Origin of the sequence: Serratia marcescens, from assembly GCF_006715005.1 — a bacterium.
Classification (GTDB): Bacteria; Pseudomonadota; Gammaproteobacteria; order Enterobacterales; family Enterobacteriaceae; genus Serratia; species Serratia montpellierensis.
The window spans coordinates 2,109,908-2,130,383 of sequence record NZ_VFMJ01000001.1; the positions used below are offsets into that span (position 1 = coordinate 2,109,908).

The following is a 20,476-nucleotide window of genomic DNA, read 5'->3' on the forward strand; positions in this document are numbered from 1 at the left end:
CCGTCAGATGAGCTGACTGGATGGCACGCAACGCTCCGCCTTCAATTTTCTCATCTGGCTTCTCTGTCGGTCACACAGAAGGAATATTTTATGGCCTCATTTTCGGGTATTTGGGTGGCGATGGTTACCCCTTTCAATCACGATGCCGTCGATCTGCCGGCGGTCAAACGCCTGGCGCGGCACCTGCTCGGCGCCGGCATCGATGGCCTGGTGGTCTGCGGCTCCACCGGTGAAGCCGCCGCGCTGAGCAAAGAAGAACAGCTGGCGGTGCTCGACGCCGTACTGGACGTGGCGCCCGCCCATCAGGTGGTAATGGGCCTGTCCGGCAATAACATGGCCGCCACGCTGCAGATGCAGCAGGCCATTCAACTGCGCGACATCGCCGGCGTGCTGATCCCGGCGCCTTACTACATCCGCCCTTCGCAATGCGGCCTGATCGACTATTTTACCCAGCTGGCCGACGCCTCAAGCGTGCCGGTGATCCTGTACAACATTCCGCAGCGCACCGGCATCGCCATGGAGCTGGCCACATTGCGCCGGCTCGCACGCCATCCGCGCATCACCGCCATCAAGGACTGCGGCGGCAACCCTGACGCCACCATGGCGCTGATCGCCGATGGCGAGATCGATGTGATGACCGGAGAAGACAATCTGATCCTCACCACGCTGTGCCTCGGCGGCACCGGCGCTATCTCCGCCGCCGCGCATGTTCACCCGGAACGTTTCGTGCAGCTGGTGCAGCAAGTCGCCGCCGGCGATCTGGCCGCAGCGCGCAGCAACTTCTATGAGCTGCTGCCGATGATCCACCAGATGTTCAGCTTCCCCAATCCGGCGCCGGTCAAGACGGTGCTGGCCCAGCAGGGGCTGATCGCCAACGAGCTGCGCTCGCCGATGCAGGTGGCGCCACAGGCGCTGCAACAGCAGATCGCCGCAACGCTGGCGCAGCTGCAGCCCGCCGAGGCGATCATCGGTTAAATTTGTTAGCTAAGCCGCTGTAATTTTGGCGCTATGGGACTACGATGAGAGGTTAAGCATGCCCGTCATTCGTCATCAACAAGGAGCTTCCGATGAAACTGTTCTATAAAGCCGGCGCCTGTTCGCTGTCCCCGCATATCGTGCTGCGCGAGGCAGGGCTGGATTTTACGGCGGAGAAGGTCGACCTGGCGCAGAAGAAAACCGAGAGCGGCGCCGATTACCTCGCCATCAACCCCAAGGGACAGGTTCCGGCGCTGCTGCTGGATGACGGCAGCCTGCTGACCGAAGGCGTGGCGATCGTGCAATACCTGGCGGACCGGGTGCCGGACCGCAACCTGATCCCGGCGGCGGGCACCCTGTCGCGCTACCACGCGATCGAATGGCTGAACTACATCGCCACCGAGCTGCACAAAGGATTCAGCCCGCTGTTCAACCCAAAGACGCCCGAGGAATATAAAACCATCGCGCGCGCCAAGCTGGAGCAGCAGTTCAGCTATCTGGATTCGGTGCTGGCGAAGCAACACTTCCTGTTGGGAAGCCGTTTCAGCGTGGCCGACGCCTACCTGTTCACCGTGCTGCGTTGGGCGTTTGCCCTGCAGTTCGACGTGCGCAAGCACGCCCATCTGGCGGCCTGGTTCGATCGCGTTGCGGCGCGCCCGGCGGTAGATGCGGCGCTGAACGCCGAAGGATTGAAGTAAACATCGGGCCCCGGCGGCTGTCGCCGGGGCCGAATGCCACTTACAGTTTGACCGCTTTGAACTCGCTGCGCGGCTGCACGATCCGATCCTGCGCCGCCACCACCTGCAGTTCGTACTCGCCCATCTCCTGCGTGGTCAACATCACCTCATACACGGCGGCGGTCACGTGCTCCAGCGCTTTATCCAGCGCCTCGCCCTTCAGCAGATCCACCAGCAGCAGACCGCTGGTCAAATCGCCGACGCCGACCGGCTGGCGCGCGCCGAAGTCCACCAGCGGCCGGCTGATGTGCCAGGCCTCGTCCGCCGTCACCAGCAGCATTTCGAAACAGTCGGCGTGATAGCCGGCGCGGGCCAGGTGCTTGACCAGCACCAGCCGCGGCCCTTTGGCAATCAGCACGCGGGCGGCCTGCACCGCATCAGCCACGTCGGCGACGGCCATCTGGCTCAGCATCTCCAACTCCAGCAGGTTCGGCGCCATCATGTCGCTGCACGGCAGCGCCTGGCGGCAGTGAAACTCGGCCACGCCCGGCGCCACGATGCAGCCCTTTTCCGGATGCCCCATCACCGGATCGCAGAAATACCAGGCATTCGGGTTCGCCTGCTTAACCTGACGCACGATCTCCAGAATATGGTCGCCCTGCTCCGGCGAACCGATATAGCCACTCAACACCGCATCACAGCGCTTCAGCTGATCGATATTGGCGATGCCCTGCGCGATTTCGGTCAGATGGCTGGCCGGCATGACGCAGCCGGTCCACTGACCGTATTGCGTATGGTTGGAGAACTGCACCGTGTTCAGCGGCCAGACGTTGACGCCCATGCGACGCATTGGAAACTCCGCCGCACTGTTGCCGGCGTGACCAAACACCACGTGCGACTGGATAGAAAGAATGTTTTTCATCGACAGACTCGTTCTGAATACGGCAGCCGGGCGGCTGCCCAAAAATAAAGGGGCCGCCAGGGCCCCTTACCGTCATTATTCGCTTACTGCCAATCCACCAGGCAGTAGTGTTTCTTGCCGCGACGCAGCAGCGTGTAGCGGCCGAACAGACGATCTGAATCGCTGAAGCGGTATTCGGCATCGGACTGTTTCTCACCGTTGATGGTCACCGCGTTGGAACCGATCATGGTGCGCGCCTGGCCGCGTGACGGCACCAGTTCGGCATTCACCAACGCCTGCTGCAGATCGGCGTCGCCATCCAGTTTGATGGTCGGCATACCGTCCTGCGCCAGTTGGGCGAAGTCCGCTTCGGTCATGTCATGCAGCGCGCCGGAGAACAGGCTCTGGGTGATGCGCTTGGCGGCCGCCAGGCCTTCCGCACCGTGCACCATGCCGGTCACTTCTTCCGCCAGCACGTATTGGGCGCGCGGCGCCTTGCCGCTGTTCTTGTCTTCTTCTTCCAGCGCGTTGATGTCTTCCAGGCTCATGAAGGTGAAGAACTTCAGGAAGCGATAGACGTCGGCATCGGCAGTGTTGATCCAGAACTGGTAGAACTTGTACGGGCTGGTTTTTTCCGGCGCCAGCCAGACCGCGCCGCCTTCGGTTTTACCGAACTTGGTGCCGTCTGCTTTGGTGATCAACGGCACGGTCAGACCGAACACCTGCTTCTGGTGCTGGCGACGGGTCAGATCGATACCCGAGGTGATGTTGCCCCACTGATCGGAACCGCCGATCTGCAGCTCCACCTGGTGGCGGTTGTACAGCTCGGAGAAATCGAAGCCCTGCAGCAGGTTATAGGAGAACTCGGTGAAGGAGATGCCGGAGTCATCGCGATTCAGGCGCTGCTTGACCGCTTCCTTGTTGATCATCTGGTTGACGGAGAAGTGCTTGCCGATGTCACGCAGGAAGGTCAGCACGTTCATGCCGCCGAACCAGTCGTAGTTGTTGGCCGCGATAGCGCTGTTGCTGCCGCAGTCGAAATCGAGGAACGGAGAAACCTGCTTGCGGATCTTCTCGACCCACTCGTTCACCGTATCGGTAGTGTTCAGCTTGCGCTCCGCCGCTTTGAAGCTCGGATCGCCGATGAGGCCAGTGGCGCCGCCCACCAGCGCTACCGGCTTGTGGCCGGCCAGCTGGAAGCGCTTCAAGCACAACAGAGGAACCAGATGGCCCAAATGCAAGCTGTCAGCGGTCGGATCGAAACCGCAATACAGTGCAATTGGCCCTTGCGCCAGTCGCTCCGCTAACGCTTCCTCATCCGTAACCTGGGCAACGAGGCCCCGCTCTTGCAGTTGTTTAATCAAGTTGCTGCTTGCCATCAATGACTCCATGTATAAACGAATGCACCTTTGCCGGTACACGGCCTTTCGCCCAGTGGCGAAATAAAAATTCAGGGTAGCGCATAGAATAAAGCGCCGGCGACGTCAGCACCAGCGCTTAGAGGGGATTTTCCGTCTTCAGGGTGCCAGTCGGTCAATTTTCCAGTCATTCCCGTCCCGCTGATACAGGAAACGGTCATGCAGGCGATGGGCGCCGCCCTGCCAGAACTCGACGGAGTCGAATTTCACGCGGAATCCGCCCCAGAAACTCGGCAACGGCACCTCGCCCTGCTGGAACTTCTGTTTCAGCTCGAGGAATTTGCTTTCCAGCACGCCGCGCGCGGAAATGCGCGACGACTGCTGCGACACCCAGGCACCGATCTGGCTGTCCTTCGGCCGACTGTTGAAATACTTCAGCACGTCGAGGGTCGACAGGCGCTCCACCTGCCCGAGGAAAATCACCTGGCGGTCGAGCATGTGCCAGGGGAACAGCAGGCTGATATGCGGATTGCGCGCCAATTGCTGCGCCTTACGGCTGCCGAGGTTGGTGTAGAACACCAACCCCTGCTCATCGAAATGCTTCAGCAGCACGATGCGTTGATAAGGCTGGCCGTGTTCATCGACGGTCGCGACGCACATAGCGGTGGGATCGGCCAGGCGCGCGTCGCAGGCCTGTTTCAACCAACGCTCGAACAGTTCGAGCGGGCTGGCGGTCAGATCGTTGCGGCGCAGGCCGCCTCGGGTGTATTCACGGCGCAGGTCCGCAACATCAAACTCATTCTTTTCAATCATCTGGGTTATCGACCAACTGAAAAATCCGTCGTTACATTCTGCGCCTGCGGCGTCAGGAACTCAATCGCTCCGACGCCGCCGCCGACCTTCACTCCGTCAACACGCAGTCGCTCATGACTACCTTGCCGTTGCGCTCAAGATAGGCGTTGCGGTCTTTCGACCAAAAAGTGTATTTGCCGTCGCTGTATTTGGCACCGGTCAGCGCCAGCACCTGCTTAAGATGCAGCTGCTCGCCATCCATCAGCAGGCTGACTTCGCTCGCCTTGCCGTCGAGCGCCACCGTCAGCGGCGTAGTGCCGCACTGGTAGTGCATCGTCTGGCTGCTTTGCGGCAGGATGTAGCTGCAGCCGGACAGCGCCAGCGCGCCGGCGACGAAAATGACTTTTTTCATGCTGTTGCTCCTTAGAAAAATCCTTCACAGGCTATCCTAACAGAGCTAACGGCCCCCCAATGGCAAAACCGGATAAATCCCACCCAACACCGTTTCACGGCTGGCGCCGGTGACCGAAGGCAAATTGCCGGCCTGGCCGGACAGCGTGCGAAACGCCAGCCAGGCAAAGGCCAAGGCCTCCATATCGTCGCCGCTGACGCCGAAATCGTCGGTCAGTCCAACTTCCGTCCCCGGCAGCAGCGCAGACAGACGCGCCATCAGCAGCGTGTTGCGCGCCCCGCCGCCGCACACCAGCAGACGCTCGCACCCGCCGGCCAGCAACACCTGTTCGCTGATGCTGACGGCGGTCAACTCCGTGAGCGTGGCCTGCACGTCGACCGGCGCAATCGCCGGCAATCCGACCAGCTGCCGCTCCAGCCAGGCGATATTGAAATACTCGCGGCCGGTGCTTTTCGGCGCCGGCAGCGCGAAGTAAGGATCCGCCAGCATCTGCTGCAGCAGCGGTAAACATACCCGCCCCTGCATGGCCCAGCCGCCGTCCTGATCGTAAGGTTGCGCGCGGTGGCGCCACACCCAGGCGTCCATCAACATGTTGCCAGGCCCGGTATCGAAACCGCGCACCGGTGCACCGGGCAACAGCAGAGAAAGGTTGGCAATGCCGCCGACGTTCAGCACCATGCGCCGCTCGACAGGATGCCCCAGCAGCGCCTGATGAAACGCCGGCACCAGCGGCGCGCCCTGCCCGCCGTAAGCCATGTCGCGCCGGCGGAAATCGCCGACGGTGGTGATATTGGTCAGCGCGGCGATGCGGTTGTTATCGCCGAGCTGCATAGAGAAACGCGCGTCGCCTTCCGGTTCATGCCACACCGTCTGGCCGTGGCAACCGATGGCGGTGATCTGCTCGGCGTCGATGCCGGTTTGCTTCAGCAAGCCAAGCACCGCCTCGCCGAACAGCCTGCCCAGTTGGGCGTCCAGCCGGCCGACAGCCGCCAACGTAGTCTGCTGCCCCTGGCACATGCCCAGGATTTCTTTTTTCAGCGCCATCGGCATCGGATGGCTATAGCTGGCCTGCTGCGCCACCATGCGATCGTCGATCGCGGCCAATACCACATCGATTCCGTCCAGACTGGTGCCGGACATGACGCCTATATAGCGGCCTGACTTCATAGCAACATCCTCTAACCCGCGCGGTAAGCAAATTTTATCCTGACAAATAAACCAGAATTGCCGGATTAACGCCATGAATTATGATGCTTTTTTTACAGGCCGTGAGCCAGACATCGCCGCCCGGTGCCGCTGTGGCACATGTTATGTGTTAAACCGTGCCATAACAGGCAACGGAATGTCGCCAAGGCTGTCATAAAGGTAAACCGCGGTTTATTATTGGTTGAACAGAGAAAAGTTAAGCTGCGTGCAGCGATGGAGCATGGCGGTGTGTCAACTTTCAGCCATACTTTGTCTATCATTTTCACTGAATCTTGCCTGGAGAGCATTACCAGGTTATGGACTACTACCATCAGGAGTTTTGTATGATCAAGCGTCTTCTCGTCGTTGCCGTCGCCGCCGTTACGCTGGCCGGCTGTGCCAATGAATCCATGTCCGGCGATGTCTACTCGTCCTCGCAGGCCAAGCAGGTGCAGAACGTCACCTACGGGACGCTGGTTTCCGTGCGTCCGGTTAAAATTCAGGGCGGCGAAGGCTCCAACGCCTTGGGGATGATCGGCGGCGCAGTGATTGGCGGCCTGTTGGGTAACACCGTCGGCGGCGGCACCGGCCGTACCCTGGCTACCGCGGCAGGCGCTATCGCCGGCGGCGCGGCGGGCAACAGCATCGGTGAAGTGGCCGGCCGTACCTCAGGCTATGAGTTGGAAATCAAAACCGACCAGAAAGAGAATATCGTGGTGGTACAGAAAGCGGGCGACACCAAGTTCAGCCCAGGCCAACGCGTGCGCATGGCGCGCATGGGCGACACCATCACCGTCTCTCCGCTGTAAGTCAGTCAGCGACACACGGTAAACCGGAGGCAAACGCCTCCGGTTTTATTTCTGATGCTGTGAAACTGTAATCGTAGAAAAATAAGAATATTATTATTTGTTCTGCAGTTCGGTGATATTTTGTTCTAACTTGCCAATCAGCCCTACCAACAGATGCACTTCGTCGACGGTAATGCCGCTTAAAATCTCACTGCGTGTAGACGTGATCACGCTGTCGACTTCCCTGATGATCGGATCGGCCGCTTCGGTCAGCTTGATGCGCTTCGCGCGGCGATCGTTGGCACAGGTGTGACGTGTGATCAGCCCTTTCTCCTCCAATTGGTCCAGAGTACGAACCAGTGACGGTTGCTCGATACCGATCGCCTTGGCCAGCTGGATTTGCGACTGCTCCGGCGGCAAACGATTGATATTGTGCAGGGTGACCCAATGCGTTTGGGTCAGCTCCAACGGCTTGAGCCGATGATCGATGAGCGCGCGCCAAACACGAACTAATCGTGCTAAATCTGAACCTAATGTTGACTCCACTTACCCCTCCTTATAATTAGCATGCTAACATTACCTCCCAGAGTTTAGACTATTTTGGGTAACTCACATTAAAAACACAAATGTATATAATGTATATTGTGGAAATAGCCACTGTTTTTGACTGCTATTGTTTAATCGTTATGCAAATATTCAACATATTCACCCTTAGGGATTGTTAATGTGAATACATCATGGTTACACGCCTCATCGCCCTTACCCGATTTGGTCCTGGGGGCATCGCTTTATTTTCCACCTATATTTAAAGCTTTTTTGCTAGGACTGGTCTTATGGCTACTGATTCATCAGCTGCTGAGAGACTGGATGTATTCCGGTGAAATCTGGCATCCCATGTTGATGGACCTGTCCATTTTCGTTCTGACCGTCAGCGGTTCCTTATGGATTTTAGCGAGTTGGTAACCCATGCAGCATAAAACATTAAAATACTTCTCTACGGTGATCGTCTGCGCCATTGCCGTCTGCGCCGGTTGGTGGCTATGGAATTATTATATGCAATCCCCATGGACCCGTGACGGAAAAGTGCGCGCAGAACTCGTCAATATCACCCCTGAAGTCTCTGGAAGATTAGAGAAAATAAGCGCGAATGACAATCAATTCGTACCTGCGGGAAGTCTGATTTTTACCCTCGACCCGGTGCCCTATCAGATCGCGCTGGACAATGCCGAGGCCGCGGTGGCAAAAGCGCAATCCGATTTGGCCAAGGCGGATCACGAGGCCGCCCGCCGCCGCGGTTTACCGCGCAACGTTATTTCCGCTGAAGATTTGGACGAGTCCAATTTAGCCGCGCAGGCAATGAAGGCCGCCTATAAAGCCGCCCTGGCCAACCTGGAACAGGCCAAATGGAATTTGAGCAAAACCAAAATTTACGCGCCAACCGACGGCTATATCACCAACCTGCAGGCGCGGGTCGGCAACTACGCCAACGCCGGCACGCCACTGGTGGCGTTGGTGGATGTGCATTCGTTTTATGTGCTCGGTTATTTCGAAGAAACCAAGCTGAAACATATAAAAGAAGGCAATAAAGCCGACATCGTTTTATATAACGGCAACACGCCGCTGCAGGGGGAAGTAGAGAGTATCGGCCGCGCCATTTACGATCAGAGCGTCGACAGCAGCAACGATCTATTAATGGACGTTAAACCTAATGTTCCCTGGGTGCGTTTGGCTCAGCGCGTGCCGGTACGGATAAAATTGCTCAACGTGCCCGCCGATTTGACGCTGGTCGCCGGTACCACCTGCACCATTTCGATTCATCAGCGGAACTAAAGTGTGAACCTGCCTTTTCTGGAGTGGAGCCGCACCCCCTGGGGTAAGGCGACCGGCGGCCAATGGCGCTATGCGCTGCGCAATTCGCTGGCGATGTGTCTGGCGCTGTGGGTCGCGTTCGTGCTCGAACTCGATGAACCCTATTGGGCGCTCACCTCCGCCGCGGTGGTGAGCTTCCCGACCATCGGTGGCGTGATCAGCAAAAGCATCGGCCGCATCTTCGGCAGCCTGGTGGGCGCCGCCGCCTCGGTGGCGATCGCCGGCCACTGCCTGAACGACCCCTGGCTGTTTACGCTGTTCATCGCCGCCTGGATCGGGCTATGTACCTATATCTCCAACCATTACCAAAACAACGTCTCTTACGCGTTCGCGCTGGCGGGCTATACCGCCGCCATTATCGCCTTCGGTACGGTTAACGTCACCGATACCCAGCAGATTTTCGATATCGCGCAGGCGCGGGTTTGCGAAGTGATCACCGGCATTCTGTGCGGCGGACTGATGATGATGATCCTGCCCAGCACCTCCGACGGCGAAGCCTTGCTGACCTCACTGCGGCGCATGCAGCTACGTCTGCTGGAACACGCCGCTATGCTGTGGCAGCCGGAGGTCACCGCGCAGATGCGCACCTCACACGAAGGCGTCATCGGCCAAATCCTGACCATGAACCTGCTGCGCATTCAGGCGTTTTGGAGCCACTACCGCCTGCGTCGGCAAAATAATCTGCTCAACTATTTGCTGCACCAGCAGCTGCGTATTACCAGCGTCATTTCCAGCCTGCGCCGCATGCTGTTGAACTGGCCGGATCGTCCCGCCAATCTGATGCCGGTGCTGACGCAACTGCTGGACGAGCTGCGCGATCCCGCCACCGACAAGTACCGTTTGGCGCGCCTGCTTCAGCAGATCGCCCCGCAAGATGCGGCGGACTACCGCCATCGCGCTTTCTGGCTGCGTCTGCGTGATTTCTGCTGGCTTTACCTGCGCTGTAACCGCTGGCTGCTGCGCCTGGAAAGCGCCACGGCGGTCAGCGATCTCCAGCCGCCGCGCGTCACCTCGCTGGCGCGCCATACCGACAGCTACGAAGCCGCCTATAACGGCCTGCGCACCTCTTTATGCATCGTGATCGGCTGCGCCTACTGGATCAACACGCAGTGGGACGCCGGCAGCGCGGCGCTGACGCTCACCGCCATCAGCTGTGTGCTCTACTCTTCCACGCCTTCGCCGATCAACAGCGTCAGCACCTTGCTCAAGGCGGTGCTGCTGCTCTCGGTTGCCTGCTTTGTGGTGAAATTCGGCTTGATGATCCAGATTGACGACTTCTGGGTGTTCTGCGCCTTCCTGTTCCCGATCCTGGTGACCATGCAGATGCTCAAGCTGCAGAACCCGCCTTATGCCGCGCTCTGGGGGCAGCTGATCGTCTTTATGGGCTCGTTCCTGACCGTCAGTAACCCGCCGAGCTATGACTACCAGTCCTTCATCAATGACAACATCGGTAAAATCGTCGGCGTGCTGCTGGCCGGGCTGGCGTTTCAGATCCTGCGCCCCAGCTCGGACAAACGCAAAAGCCGCCGCATTATCCGCGCGCTGCGGCGCGATTTTATCGATCAGTTGAGCAAAAAACCGCAGCAGAGCGAAAGCCAGTTCGAATCGCTGATCTACCATCGCATCAGCCAGCTTAATCAGAGTCAGGATCAGGAGGCCCGCACCTGGCTGCTGCGCTGGGGCGTGGTACTGCTCAACTGCAGCCATATCGTCTGGCAGCTGCGCGACTGGCAGACCCGTTCCGATCCGCTGTCGGCGGTGCGCAACGTCTGTATCCACTGCCTGCGCGGCATCATGACGGAGAAAGGCGTGCAGCACAGTTCGCTGGACGCCACGCTGCAAGAGCTGCAGCGCATGAGCAACGCGCTGGCGCACCACCCGGAACAGGCGGCGCGCGATTTGGCCGGGCTGATTTGGCGGCTTTACTGCTCGCTGCAACAGTTGCAACAGGCGATGGGCCAGCCTGCCGCAACGCCGGTCGTCAGCGGCGGCTGATCACTTGATCACGCCGCAGGCAAAGCGCTCGCCGCCACCGCCGAGCGGCAGTGGATGATCCGAGTTGTTATCGCCGCCAGCGTGCACCATCAGCGCCTTGCCCTCTATTTCGCTGATTTTTTTCAGCCGCGGCGCCAGCACCGGGTAGTTAGCCATGCCGTCGGCGGTCACATAGATGGCCGGCAAATCGCCCAGGTGCCCGTCGGCGTACGGCCCGAGGTGTTTCCCGGTCTTTTGCGGGTCAAAATGCCCACCGGCCGCCAGCGCCGCCACCGCCTTGCCGTCCTTCATACCCGGCTCGCAGCTGCCTTTCTCATGCACGTGGAAACCGTGCACCCCGGCAGGCAACGCTTTCAGGCTTGGCGTGAACAGCAAGCCGTACGGCGTTTCGCTGATGACCACTTTACCGATATCCTGACCGATGCCCTGCCCGGTCACCAAGTTCATCTCCACGTCGACCGTCGCTGCCTGCGCGGCTCCACAGGCCATCAGGCCCAGCGCCGCATACCAATAACGTTTCATCAATCAGTCTCCTTAATGTCTATGCAGAGCTATCAGTATAGGAGAGCCAGCGCCGGCACTGTTAACCAACGCACAATCTCGCCAATTTGATTCGCACGCCTAATATTTAGGGCTAATACTATTTCTACCGATGTTGGTCCTCTGACCAGCTGTCGTTCGGCTAACGTTGTTTCCCTGTTTCCACCGCCGACGCATGAGAGTTCACTCCCCGGCCAGGCGGCATAATTCATAAGGAACTGATATGGGCATCTTTAGCTATAAGGATTTGGACGAAAACGCGTCGAAAGCGCTGTTTTCCGACGCCTTGGCCATCTCCACCTACGCTTACCACAATATCGATAACGGCTTCGACGAAGGCTACCACCAGACCGGTTTCGGTCTTGGCCTGCCGCTGACGCTGATCACCGCGCTGATCGGCAGCACCCAATCGCAGGGCGGCCTGCCCGGCATTCCCTGGAACCCCGACTCCGAACAGGCCGCGCAGGAGACGGTGAACAATGCCGGCTGGTCGGTCATCAGCGCCGCGCAGCTGGGTTACGCCGGCAAAACCGATGCACGCGGCACCTATTACGGCGAGACCGCCGGTTACACCACCGCGCAGGCCGAGGTGCTGGGCAAATATGACAGCGAAGGCAATCTCACCGCCATTGGCATCTCATTTCGCGGTACCAGCGGCCCGCGCGAGTCGCTGATCGGCGATACCATCGGCGATGTGATTAACGATCTGCTGGCCGGTTTCGGGCCGAAAGGCTACGCTGACGGCTACACGCTGAACGCCTTCGGCAATCTGCTGGGCGACGTGGCGAAATTCGCGCAGGCGCACGGGCTGAGCGGCGAGGACGTAGTGGTCAGCGGCCACAGCCTCGGCGGGCTGGCGGTCAACAGCATGGCGGCGCAGAGCGACGCCAACTGGGGCGGCTTCTACGCGCAGTCCAACTATGTCGCCTTCGCCTCGCCGACCCAGTACGAAGCCGGCGGCAAGGTGATCAACATCGGCTACGAGAACGACCCGGTGTTCCGCGCGCTCGACGGCACCTCGCTAACCCTGCCGTCACTGGGCGTACACGATGCGCCGCACGCCTCCGCCACCAACAATATCGTCAACTTCAACGACCACTACGCGTCGGACGCCTGGAACCTGCTGCCGTTTTCCATTCTCAACATTCCGACCTGGCTGTCGCACCTGCCGTTCTTCTATCAGGACGGGCTGATGCGGGTGCTGAACTCCGAGTTTTATTCGCTGACCGACAAGGACTCGACCATCATCGTCTCCAACCTGTCGAACGTGACGCGCGGCAATACCTGGGTGGAAGACCTGAACCGCAACGCGGAAACGCACAGCGGACCGACGTTTATCATCGGCAGCGACGGCAATGATTTGATCAAGGGCGGCAAAGGCAACGACTATCTCGAGGGCCGCGACGGCGACGATATCTTCCGCGACGCCGGCGGCTATAACCTGATCGCCGGCGGCAAAGGCCACAATATCTTCGATACCCAACAGGCGTTGAAAAACACCGAGGTCGCCTACGACGGCAATACGCTTTACCTGCGCGACGCCAAAGGCGGTATTACGCTGGCAGACGACATCAGCACCCTGCGCAGCAAAGAAACCTCCTGGCTGATTTTCAGCAAAGAGGTGGATCATCAGGTGACCGCTGCGGGATTGAAATCGGACTCGGGCCTCAAAGCCTATGCCGCCGCCACCACCGGCGGCGACGGCGATGACGTCCTGCAGGCTCGCAGCCACGACGCCTGGCTGTTCGGCAACGCCGGCAACGACACGCTGATCGGCCATGCCGGCGGCAACCTGACCTTCGTCGGCGGCAGCGGCGATGACATCCTGAAGGGCGCCGGCAACGGTAATACCTTCCTGTTCAGCGGCGATTTCGGCCGCGACCAGCTGTATGGTTTCAACGCCACCGATAAACTGGTGTTTATCGGTACCGAAGGCGCCAGCGGGAATATCCGCGACTATGCCACACAGCAAAACGACGATCTGGTGCTGGCCTTCGGCCACAGCCAGGTCACGCTGATCGGCGTCTCGCTCGATCACTTCAACACCGATCAGGTGGTGTTGGCCTAAGGGTCGGCGTAAAAAAAGCCGGGCGCTTTCGCCGCCCGGCTTTCCTCTTTTTTTTGCTCCGCCTTACGGCACGTCATACCCCAGCGCCGCCTTGCGAATGCGGAACCACTGCTGGCGGTTCAGCACCAGTTTCTGCGCCTTCAGCGCCGAGCGCACCCGCTCAATTTTGCCGGAGCCGATAATCGGCAGCGGCGATGACGGCAGGCGCATCACCCAGGCGTACACCACCTGCTCGATGGTCTCGGCGCCGATCTCTTGCGCCACCCGCTGCAGCTCGTCGCGCAGCGGCTGGAACTCGGCGTCGTTAAACAGGCGCCCGCCCCCCAGACAGGACCAGGCCATCGGCTTGATACGCAGTTGCTGGCACTGGTCGAGCGTGCCGTCGAGAATGGCCGGTTGGTGAATCGGCGAAATCTCCACCTGGTTGGTGGCCAGCGAGAACGGCAGGCGCGACTGCAGCAGTTGGAACTGCGCGGGCGTAAAGTTGGAGACGCCGAAATGACGCACCTTGCCGCTTTTGTGCAACGCAACAAAGGCTTCGGCCACGTCGTCAGCGTCCATCAACGGATCCGGCCGGTGGATCAGCAACAGATCGAGGTAGTCGGTATGCAGATGGCGCAGCGACTGTTCCGCACTCTGTACGATATGATCGCGATCGGTGATGTAATGGCCGATCGGGTTGCCGGGCTTGGCGGTAGTGGCGATGCCGCATTTGCTCACCAGTTCCAGCGACTGACGCAGCGCCGGTTTCAGGCGCAGCGCGTCGCCGAATGCCTGTTCGCAGGCATAACCCCCATAGATATCCGCGTGATCGGCGGTGGTGACGCCCAGTTCGACATGCTGTTCGATGAACGTCAGCAGCTGCTGCGGCGACATGCCCCACTCCATCAACCGCCAGTAACCGCAAATCATGCGGGAAAATTCAGGCCCCTGCGGCGCGAGACGAATACGTTCTACCATTGCGAAAACCTCATGACATTAGTTGTCAGCCAGCATACACAAGCCGGTGAGGCACAGGGAAGCGGTAAGCCACACGAACGTGCGGCAGATCAGGAAAGGTTAAAACAGCGACGGCTGTTCCGGCAGCGGCTCGTCGGGCGCTTTATTGGCGCGCTGCAGGCGCAGGAAGCGTTGACGGCACAGGCGCAGCACCTCGCGCTTTTGCGCGTCGCTCATGCTCATCCAGCCGAAGCGCTCCTCGCGGCTGCGCAGGCAGCCACGGCAGAATCCGCGATCGTCGGCCTGGCAAATGCCGCGACACGGGCTGGGGATGTCGAAAAATTCAAGCTGCTGCGCCACGGGGCCTCCTGCGTTCTCTTGCTAATTGAAGACGCCATCGCCGCCGCTGGCAAGTCCCTTTTCGCCATTGCGGCGAAAATAGTCGCGCAAATAGCGCAGCGCCTGGCGGCTTTTCTCCGGCATGTTGCGCTCGAGCGTCAACGCGTGCAGCCGCAGCGGTGCCGGCCGCCACTCCGGCAACAGCAGCAACAGCTCGCCGCGCTGCAGCTCATCGCCAATTTCATACAGCGGCTGAACGGAAATGCCCAGCCCGGCGCGGGTAAAGGCACGCATCACGTTCATGCTCTCGCTGACGATCTGCCCTTCCGCCAGCCGCAGCTTGACCTGCTGGCCGGACTGGTGCAGCAGGTCCAGGTAGGCCCCGCTGTAGCCGCTGGAGATCCAGCGGTGCTGGACCAAATCCTGCGGTTTTTCCGGCACGCCATTCTGGCTGAGATAACGCGGTGCGGCGCACAGCACCATCGGCCACGCCGTCAGCGGATGCGCAATCATATTGGCGTCCGCCAGCTGCCGGTTGGCCCGCAGCGCAATATCGACCCGCTGCTCTATCATATCGACGATGCGATCGTCCGCCAGCACCCGCAGCGTGAGCTTGGGATGCGCCTGCAACAGCGGCGATAACGCCTCCGCCAGCGAGCAACCGCCGATGCCGACCGGGGTGGCGATGCGCAGCTCGCCCACCAGCGTATCCCGCAGCTCCGCCAGCCGCTGCTCCGCCTGCTGCGCCTGTTGCAGCATCGCCTCGCAGCCGGGGTAGAACGCCGCCCCCGCCTCGGTCAGCGCCAGACGGCGGGTGGAGCGATGCAGCAGCGGCACCCCGAGCGCTTTCTCCAGCGAGCGCATGTGCTGGCTGACTGCCGATGGCGTCATGCCCAGCCGCCGCGCCGCGCCGGCCAGCGATCCCTCCGCCACCACGGTGGCAAATATCGCCATTCGATTGAGTTTATCCACGATTATGAAGTTTTACTTAATCAAGAAAGCATGAATATGGCACTAATCACGGCTATTGTTAAGGGCTAGAGTAGAAACCACGCAGCAGGCACATCGGCCTGCTTCATGATACTGAACACATCCCCGAAGGAGCATACAGATGAAAGTAGCCATTATTGGAGCAACCGGTTTTGTTGGCCGCCGCGTGGTGGATGAAGCGCTGGCTCGCGGTCTTCAGGTGACGGCAATCGCCCGCCAGAAAAAAGAGTTGCCGGAGCACGCCAATCTGACCGTCGCGCTGGGCGACGTCGCCGATACCGCCTGGCTGGCAGGGCAATTGCACGGCCAGGATGCGGTGATCAGCGCCTACAACCCCGGCTGGGGCGAAGACAACCTGTATGAGAAAACCGCTCGAGGCGCCCAGCAGATCCTCACTGCGGTCGAGCAAGCCGGCGTCAAACGCCTGTTGGTGGTCGGCGGCGCCGGCAGTCTGGAAGTGGCGCCGGGCGTTGAACTGGTGGATACGCCGCAGTTCCCGGAAAATATCCGCCCCGGTGCGCAGGCGGTGCGCGATCTGCGCAACAAGCTGCGCAATGAATCGGCGCTCGATTGGACCTATCTCTCGCCGGCCGCCCTGCTGGAGCCGGGCAAACGCACCGGTCAGTTCCGCCTCGGCACCACCCAACTGCTGATGAACGGCGAAGCGCCGGCCAGCATTTCGGTGGAAGACCTGGCGGTCGCCATCGTCGATGAGATTGAAAAACCACAGTTTATTCGCGCACAGTTCACCGCTGCCTACTAAATCGCCTCGTCGCCAGGCCGCCCGGCCTGGCGTTTTCTCCACAGTCGCCGCCGCCAGTATTCTGAATTTCTAAGGTTTTCTTAAGTTTCATCCGGTAGATTTCAAGGCATTATCTCCTCTCAGGATCCAGATTTGGCAATGTGGTTACGTCAACGCTTACAGTGCAACAGCCTCGGTTTTATCCTCGCCACCGCCCTGTTCTTCACTCTGTTTCAAAACGCGTTATTCCTGCACCGCGCCTGGTCGTATATCACCTTCGATAACGTCCACAGCGTCATTTTCGCCGCCAGCATGCCGGTGGTGATCTTCTGTGCGCTGAATATTATCTTCAGCGTGTTGACCGTGCCCTACCTGCGCAAGCCGCTGATCGTCTTTTTCCTGCTCGGCAGCGCCGCAGCCAACTATTTCATGTACAGCTATGGCGTGGTGATCGACGGCAACATGATGCAGAACGCTTTCGAAACCAATACCCAGGAAGCGACGGCACTGCTAACGCCACGCATGGGGTTGTGGTTGGCGCTGCTCGGTATTTTGCCGGCGGTGGCGGTCTGCTTCACCCATATTCGCCAGACCCGCCCCTGGTGGTACATGGTCGGACTGCGCGCCGCCAACGTCATGCTGTCATTGGTGGTGATCCTGATCGTCGCCGCGCTGTTCTACAAAGACTACGCTTCGCTGATCCGCAACAATAAAAGCGTGGTGAAAATGTTGACGCCTTCCAACTTTGTCGCCGGCACCATCAAGTTTACCGAACAGCGCTATTTCACCCGCAATCTGCCGCTGGTAAAAATCGGTGAAGACGCGCGCAAAGGGCCGCAGATCGCCGGGCAGGCCAAGAAAACGCTGGTGATCCTGGTGGTGGGCGAAACCGCCCGCGCCGAAAACTTCTCCCTCGGAGGTTACGGGCGCGAAACCAACCCGCGTCTGAAGCAGGACGACGTGGTCTACTTCAAGAACGCCAGCTCTTGCGGCACCGAAACGGCGATCTCCGTACCCTGCATGTTCTCCAACATGCCGCGCAGAGAGTACGACGCGACTCAGGCGGCGCACCAGGAAGGCATGCTCGACGTGCTGGCGCATGCTGGCGTCAACGTGCTGTGGCGCGATAACGACGGCGGCTGCAAAGGCACCTGCGACCGGGTGCCGCACATCGACATGACCACGTTAAAGCTGCCGCAGGACTGTGACGGCGAGGTTTGCATGGATAACGTGCTGCTGTACAAGCTGAACGACTACATCAATAGCCTGAAAGACGACGGCGTGATCGTGCTGCACCAGATGGGCAGCCACGGCCCGGCTTACTACCGCCGCAGCACGCCAGAATTCCAGACGTTTTCGCCGACCTGCAACAGCAATCAGATCCAGGATTGCAGCCACGAACAGCTGGTGAACACCTACGACAACGCGATCTTGTATACCGATGCGATGCTCGATGCCACCATCAAGCTGCTGCAGCAGTATGGCGACCGCTTCAATACCGCGCTGGTCTATTTGTCCGATCACGGCGAATCGCTGGGAGAAAACGGCATGTACCTGCACGGAACGCCTTATGTCTTCGCGCCGAGCCAGCAAACGCACGTGCCTTTCCTGATGTGGATGTCGGCCGACTATCAGCGTAACTTCGGCATCGATCGCCAGTGTCTGAACGCGTTGGCGGAAAAGGACGACGTGTCGCAGGACAACCTGTTCCACACCCTGTTGGGTATGTTGGACGTACAAACCCGCGAATATCAATCCCGACTGGATATCCTGCAGCGTTGCCGCAACGCGGCGTAAGCGCTTAACTTCCTCGTGCCGCTGGGGCACAATAGTTTGCAGACAACCGGCGTTTTGTGCGCCGGTTTTTTTATTCCCATTGACCTAGACCAATCGGTCTATTATGCTCGACACCATGATGACCAAATCAACGCATTGCAACGTGGACACACGTGAACATCTGCTCGCCACCGGCGAAACCCTCAGCCTGCGCCTGGGCTTTACCGGCATGGGGCTGAGCGAACTGCTGGCCACTGCGGGCGTGCCGAAAGGTTCGTTCTACCACTATTTCCGCTCGAAGGAAGCCTTCGGCGAAGCGATGCTGCAACGCTATTTCGCGCATTATGATGCAGAAATGCAGAAACTGTTTGCCGACGAGCACAGCGATGCCCGCCACCAGCTCTTGGGCTATTACGCCCAGGCCATCAGCTATCATTGCCGCAGCGAATGTCACAACGCCTGTCTGGCGGTGAAACTCTCCGCCGAGGTGAGCGACCTGTCGGAGCCGATGCGCCATGCGTTGGAAATAGGGACCGCCCGTGTGATCGGCCACCTGCAGGCGGCCATTGAACGCGGCATCGCCGAGGGATCGTTGTCGGTAGCCATGAGCCCGGCGGCCACCGCAGAGACGTTGTATGCCCTCTGGCTCGGCGCCTCGCTGCGCGCCAAGATTCGACGCTCGTTGGCCCCGTTGACCAGCGCGCTGGAAAGTATCGAGTTGCTGCTGCGCCCGCCGCAGCCGTAACCACAACCGTCTTTTTTCGTGAAAAATGCAGTTCGTGTTTTTTTATCGCCATAACTAGACGACCGGTCTATTAAATACAGGATGCACTATGAAGACTGAAAAATTGCTCTCTCCGCTGAAGGTTGGCGCCGTCACCCTGCCCAACCGCGTGTTTATGGCTCCGCTGACGCGTCTGCGCAGCATCGAACCGGGCGATATTCCTACGCCGCTGATGGCTGAGTATTATGCGCAGCGCGCCGGCGCCGGCCTGATTGTGACCGAAGCAACGCAGATCTCCTTCCAGGCGAAAGGCTACGCCGGTGCGCCAGGCCTGCACACCCCGGAACAGATCGCCGCATGGAAACACATCACGCAGGCAGTGCATGATAAAAACGGCCACATCGCCGTGCAGCTGTGGCACGTCGGCCGCATCTCCCACTCAAGCCTGCAGCCGGGCGGACAAGCGCCGGTCGCGCCTTCGGCGATCAACGCCGAAACCCGCACCACCGTGCGAGATGAAACCGGCGCCTGGGTGCGCGTACCGACCTCCACGCCGCGTGCGCTGGAAACCAGCGAGATCCCGGGTATCGTCAACGATTTTCGTCAGGCGACCGCTAACGCGCGTGAAGCCGGCTTCGACTTCATCGAACTGCATGCGGCTCACGGCTATCTGCTGCACCAGTTCATGTCCCCTGCCTCCAACCAACGTACCGATCAATACGGCGGCAGCATCGAGAATCGCACCCGCCTGACGCTGGAAGTGGTCGACGCGGCGGTCGCCGAATGGGGCTCCGAGCATATCGGCATCCGCATCTCACCGCTGGGGCCGTTCAACGGTCTGGACAACGGTGAAGATCAGGAAGACGCGGCGCTGTATCTGGTGGAAGAGCTGAACAAGCGCAATATCGCCTACCTGCACATCTCCGAACCGGACTGGGCCGGCGGCAAACCGTATTCCGACGCCTTCCGCGACTCGGTGCGCGCCCACTTTAAAGGGGTGATTGTCGGTGCCGGCGCCTACACCGCTGAAAAAGCCGAAGCGTTGATCGAAAAAGGCTTCATCGACGCGGTGGCCTTCGGCCGCAGCTACATCGCCAACCCGGATCTGGTGGAGCGTTTCCGTCAGCACGCTCCGCTGAACGAGCCTAACCCGGAAACCTTCTATGGCGGCGGCGCCGAAGGCTATACCGACTATCCGTTTCTGGCGAAGTAACTCGTCCTGACTCCAACGGCCACGCAACCGCCTGGCCGTTTTTTTATGTGCCACGCGCAAAAAGGCCCGCACAAGGCGGGCCGGGGTTCCCTGGTGTTGGTTATGCTGCAGTTCAATTTCTACACGGTTACGTGAGGAATTGATAATTGATTGTGCAGATCAATTACTTCGTATCGATCGGTACACTCGATCA

21 protein-coding genes are annotated in these 20,476 nt (G+C 59.7%); 11 read left to right on the forward strand and 10 right to left on the reverse strand.

What is annotated here, in order from left to right; all coding sequences use genetic code 11:
- The first annotated feature begins 90 nt into the window (after window positions 1–90).
- Both dapA and gstA read left to right on the forward strand, forming a co-directional pair.
- Window positions 91–975, forward strand: coding sequence for a 4-hydroxy-tetrahydrodipicolinate synthase (dapA, locus tag FHU12_RS10020; RefSeq protein ID WP_141969086.1), 885 nt, complete (start codon window positions 91–93; stop codon window positions 973–975).
- Between the two features lie 92 nt (window positions 976–1,067).
- Window positions 1,068–1,673 carry a glutathione transferase GstA gene (gene gstA / locus FHU12_RS10025; protein WP_016927904.1) on the forward strand — a complete coding sequence of 202 codons (606 nt, stop codon included), beginning with the start codon at window positions 1,068–1,070 and terminating at the stop codon, window positions 1,671–1,673.
- Window positions 1,674–1,713: 40 nt separating this feature from the next.
- Here gstA and pdxY read toward each other — a convergent pair whose 3' ends face one another.
- The 5 genes from pdxY to anmK all read right to left on the reverse strand — a co-directional run bounded on the left by pdxY (window position 1,714) and on the right by anmK (window position 6,282).
- Window positions 1,714–2,574: a pyridoxal kinase PdxY gene (gene pdxY, locus FHU12_RS10030; RefSeq protein ID WP_049273332.1), complete on the reverse strand. Its 861-nt coding sequence runs from the start codon at window positions 2,572–2,574 to the stop codon at window positions 1,714–1,716.
- Between the two features lie 83 nt (window positions 2,575–2,657).
- Complete coding sequence (gene tyrS, locus FHU12_RS10035) at window positions 2,658–3,932, reverse strand: tyrosine--tRNA ligase (RefSeq protein WP_025302669.1); 1,275 nt, start codon at window positions 3,930–3,932, stop codon at window positions 2,658–2,660.
- A 138-nt stretch (window positions 3,933–4,070) separates the two neighbouring features.
- Window positions 4,071–4,724, reverse strand: coding sequence for a pyridoxamine 5'-phosphate oxidase (pdxH, locus tag FHU12_RS10040; protein WP_141969088.1), 654 nt, complete (start codon window positions 4,722–4,724; stop codon window positions 4,071–4,073).
- Window positions 4,725–4,812: 88 nt separating this feature from the next.
- A complete protein-coding gene (locus FHU12_RS10045; RefSeq protein WP_004931294.1) occupies window positions 4,813–5,115 on the reverse strand; it encodes an MliC family protein in 303 nt (100 codons plus the stop codon).
- Window positions 5,116–5,160: 45 nt separating this feature from the next.
- Window positions 5,161–6,282 (reverse strand): anhydro-N-acetylmuramic acid kinase, encoded by a 1,122-nt coding sequence (gene anmK, locus FHU12_RS10050; RefSeq protein ID WP_141969089.1) that lies wholly within the window; start codon window positions 6,280–6,282, stop codon window positions 5,161–5,163.
- Window positions 6,283–6,644: 362 nt separating this feature from the next.
- Between anmK and FHU12_RS10055 the strand changes: the two genes are divergently transcribed.
- The gene (locus FHU12_RS10055) at window positions 6,645–7,109 is read left to right on the forward strand and encodes an outer membrane lipoprotein (protein ID WP_025159710.1); all 465 of its coding nucleotides are present in this window, start codon (window positions 6,645–6,647) and stop codon (window positions 7,107–7,109) included.
- 93 nt (window positions 7,110–7,202) lie between these two features.
- On the opposite strand, the gene slyA is transcribed toward FHU12_RS10055, so the two are convergent.
- Window positions 7,203–7,634, reverse strand: coding sequence for a transcriptional regulator SlyA (gene slyA, locus FHU12_RS10060; protein WP_141969091.1), 432 nt, complete (start codon window positions 7,632–7,634; stop codon window positions 7,203–7,205).
- A gap of 180 nt (window positions 7,635–7,814) precedes the next feature.
- Between slyA and FHU12_RS10065 the strand changes: the two genes are divergently transcribed.
- The 3 genes from FHU12_RS10065 to FHU12_RS10075 are packed head-to-tail and all read left to right on the forward strand — an operon-like array spanning window position 7,815 to window position 10,952.
- Window positions 7,815–8,051, forward strand: a complete 237-nt coding sequence (locus tag FHU12_RS10065) for a DUF1656 domain-containing protein (RefSeq protein ID WP_025159708.1) — start codon at window positions 7,815–7,817, stop codon at window positions 8,049–8,051.
- Window positions 8,052–8,054: 3 nt separating this feature from the next.
- On the forward strand, window positions 8,055–8,918 hold the full coding sequence (locus FHU12_RS10070) for an efflux RND transporter periplasmic adaptor subunit (RefSeq protein WP_004931305.1): 864 nt from the start codon (window positions 8,055–8,057) through the stop codon (window positions 8,916–8,918).
- A gap of 3 nt (window positions 8,919–8,921) precedes the next feature.
- Complete coding sequence (locus FHU12_RS10075) at window positions 8,922–10,952, forward strand: FUSC family protein (protein WP_141969093.1); 2,031 nt, start codon at window positions 8,922–8,924, stop codon at window positions 10,950–10,952.
- Here the strand turns inward: FHU12_RS10075 and sodC are convergent, their stop codons facing one another.
- Complete coding sequence (gene sodC / locus FHU12_RS10080) at window positions 10,953–11,474, reverse strand: superoxide dismutase family protein (protein WP_141969094.1); 522 nt, start codon at window positions 11,472–11,474, stop codon at window positions 10,953–10,955. It lies immediately after the preceding gene.
- A gap of 241 nt (window positions 11,475–11,715) precedes the next feature.
- Here sodC and FHU12_RS10085 point away from each other — a divergent pair, with 241 nt between their 5' ends.
- Complete coding sequence (locus tag FHU12_RS10085) at window positions 11,716–13,560, forward strand: polyurethane esterase (RefSeq protein WP_141969096.1); 1,845 nt, start codon at window positions 11,716–11,718, stop codon at window positions 13,558–13,560.
- A gap of 63 nt (window positions 13,561–13,623) precedes the next feature.
- Here FHU12_RS10085 and FHU12_RS10090 read toward each other — a convergent pair whose 3' ends face one another.
- The 3 genes from FHU12_RS10090 to FHU12_RS10100 form a co-directional block, all read right to left on the reverse strand.
- Window positions 13,624–14,520: an aldo/keto reductase gene (locus FHU12_RS10090; RefSeq protein WP_033638383.1), complete on the reverse strand. Its 897-nt coding sequence runs from the start codon at window positions 14,518–14,520 to the stop codon at window positions 13,624–13,626.
- A gap of 99 nt (window positions 14,521–14,619) precedes the next feature.
- Window positions 14,620–14,859 carry a DUF1289 domain-containing protein gene (locus FHU12_RS10095; protein ID WP_019455980.1) on the reverse strand — a complete coding sequence of 80 codons (240 nt, stop codon included), beginning with the start codon at window positions 14,857–14,859 and terminating at the stop codon, window positions 14,620–14,622.
- 21 nt (window positions 14,860–14,880) lie between these two features.
- Window positions 14,881–15,810 (reverse strand): LysR substrate-binding domain-containing protein, encoded by a 930-nt coding sequence (locus tag FHU12_RS10100; RefSeq protein ID WP_221627850.1) that lies wholly within the window; start codon window positions 15,808–15,810, stop codon window positions 14,881–14,883.
- 139 nt (window positions 15,811–15,949) lie between these two features.
- Here FHU12_RS10100 and FHU12_RS10105 point away from each other — a divergent pair, with 139 nt between their 5' ends.
- The 4 genes from FHU12_RS10105 to FHU12_RS10120 all read left to right on the forward strand — a co-directional run bounded on the left by FHU12_RS10105 (window position 15,950) and on the right by FHU12_RS10120 (window position 20,283).
- Window positions 15,950–16,591 (forward strand): NAD(P)-dependent oxidoreductase, encoded by a 642-nt coding sequence (locus tag FHU12_RS10105; RefSeq protein ID WP_141969100.1) that lies wholly within the window; start codon window positions 15,950–15,952, stop codon window positions 16,589–16,591.
- Between the two features lie 138 nt (window positions 16,592–16,729).
- Window positions 16,730–18,367, forward strand: coding sequence for a phosphoethanolamine transferase EptA (gene eptA, locus FHU12_RS10110; protein ID WP_141972951.1), 1,638 nt, complete (start codon window positions 16,730–16,732; stop codon window positions 18,365–18,367).
- 103 nt (window positions 18,368–18,470) lie between these two features.
- Window positions 18,471–19,091: a TetR/AcrR family transcriptional regulator gene (locus FHU12_RS10115; protein ID WP_373275559.1), complete on the forward strand. Its 621-nt coding sequence runs from the start codon at window positions 18,471–18,473 to the stop codon at window positions 19,089–19,091.
- An 88-nt stretch (window positions 19,092–19,179) separates the two neighbouring features.
- Entirely contained in the window at window positions 19,180–20,283 is a 1,104-nt protein-coding gene (locus FHU12_RS10120; protein WP_141969102.1) for an alkene reductase, read from the forward strand.
- Window positions 20,284–20,476: the final 193 nt, after the last annotated feature.

Coding starts and splice junctions, on each gene's coding strand:
- FHU12_RS10070 (WP_004931305.1), top strand. CDS start 8,055: ATGCAGCATAAAACATTAAAATACTTCTCTACGGTGATCGTCTGCGCC.
- gstA (WP_016927904.1), top strand. CDS start 1,068: ATGAAACTGTTCTATAAAGCCGGCGCCTGTTCGCTGTCCCCGCATATC.
- pdxH (WP_141969088.1), bottom strand. CDS start 4,724: ATGATTGAAAAGAATGAGTTTGATGTTGCGGACCTGCGCCGTGAATAC.
- FHU12_RS10055 (WP_025159710.1), top strand. CDS start 6,645: ATGATCAAGCGTCTTCTCGTCGTTGCCGTCGCCGCCGTTACGCTGGCC.
- FHU12_RS10115 (WP_373275559.1), top strand. CDS start 18,471: ATGCTCGACACCATGATGACCAAATCAACGCATTGCAACGTGGACACA.
- dapA (WP_141969086.1), top strand. CDS start 91: ATGGCCTCATTTTCGGGTATTTGGGTGGCGATGGTTACCCCTTTCAAT.
- eptA (WP_141972951.1), top strand. CDS start 16,730: ATGTGGTTACGTCAACGCTTACAGTGCAACAGCCTCGGTTTTATCCTC.
- anmK (WP_141969089.1), bottom strand. CDS start 6,282: ATGAAGTCAGGCCGCTATATAGGCGTCATGTCCGGCACCAGTCTGGAC.
- FHU12_RS10090 (WP_033638383.1), bottom strand. CDS start 14,520: ATGGTAGAACGTATTCGTCTCGCGCCGCAGGGGCCTGAATTTTCCCGC.
- pdxY (WP_049273332.1), bottom strand. CDS start 2,574: ATGAAAAACATTCTTTCTATCCAGTCGCACGTGGTGTTTGGTCACGCC.
- FHU12_RS10105 (WP_141969100.1), top strand. CDS start 15,950: ATGAAAGTAGCCATTATTGGAGCAACCGGTTTTGTTGGCCGCCGCGTG.
- FHU12_RS10085 (WP_141969096.1), top strand. CDS start 11,716: ATGGGCATCTTTAGCTATAAGGATTTGGACGAAAACGCGTCGAAAGCG.
- sodC (WP_141969094.1), bottom strand. CDS start 11,474: ATGAAACGTTATTGGTATGCGGCGCTGGGCCTGATGGCCTGTGGAGCC.
- FHU12_RS10120 (WP_141969102.1), top strand. CDS start 19,180: ATGAAGACTGAAAAATTGCTCTCTCCGCTGAAGGTTGGCGCCGTCACC.
- tyrS (WP_025302669.1), bottom strand. CDS start 3,932: ATGGCAAGCAGCAACTTGATTAAACAACTGCAAGAGCGGGGCCTCGTT.
- FHU12_RS10045 (WP_004931294.1), bottom strand. CDS start 5,115: ATGAAAAAAGTCATTTTCGTCGCCGGCGCGCTGGCGCTGTCCGGCTGC.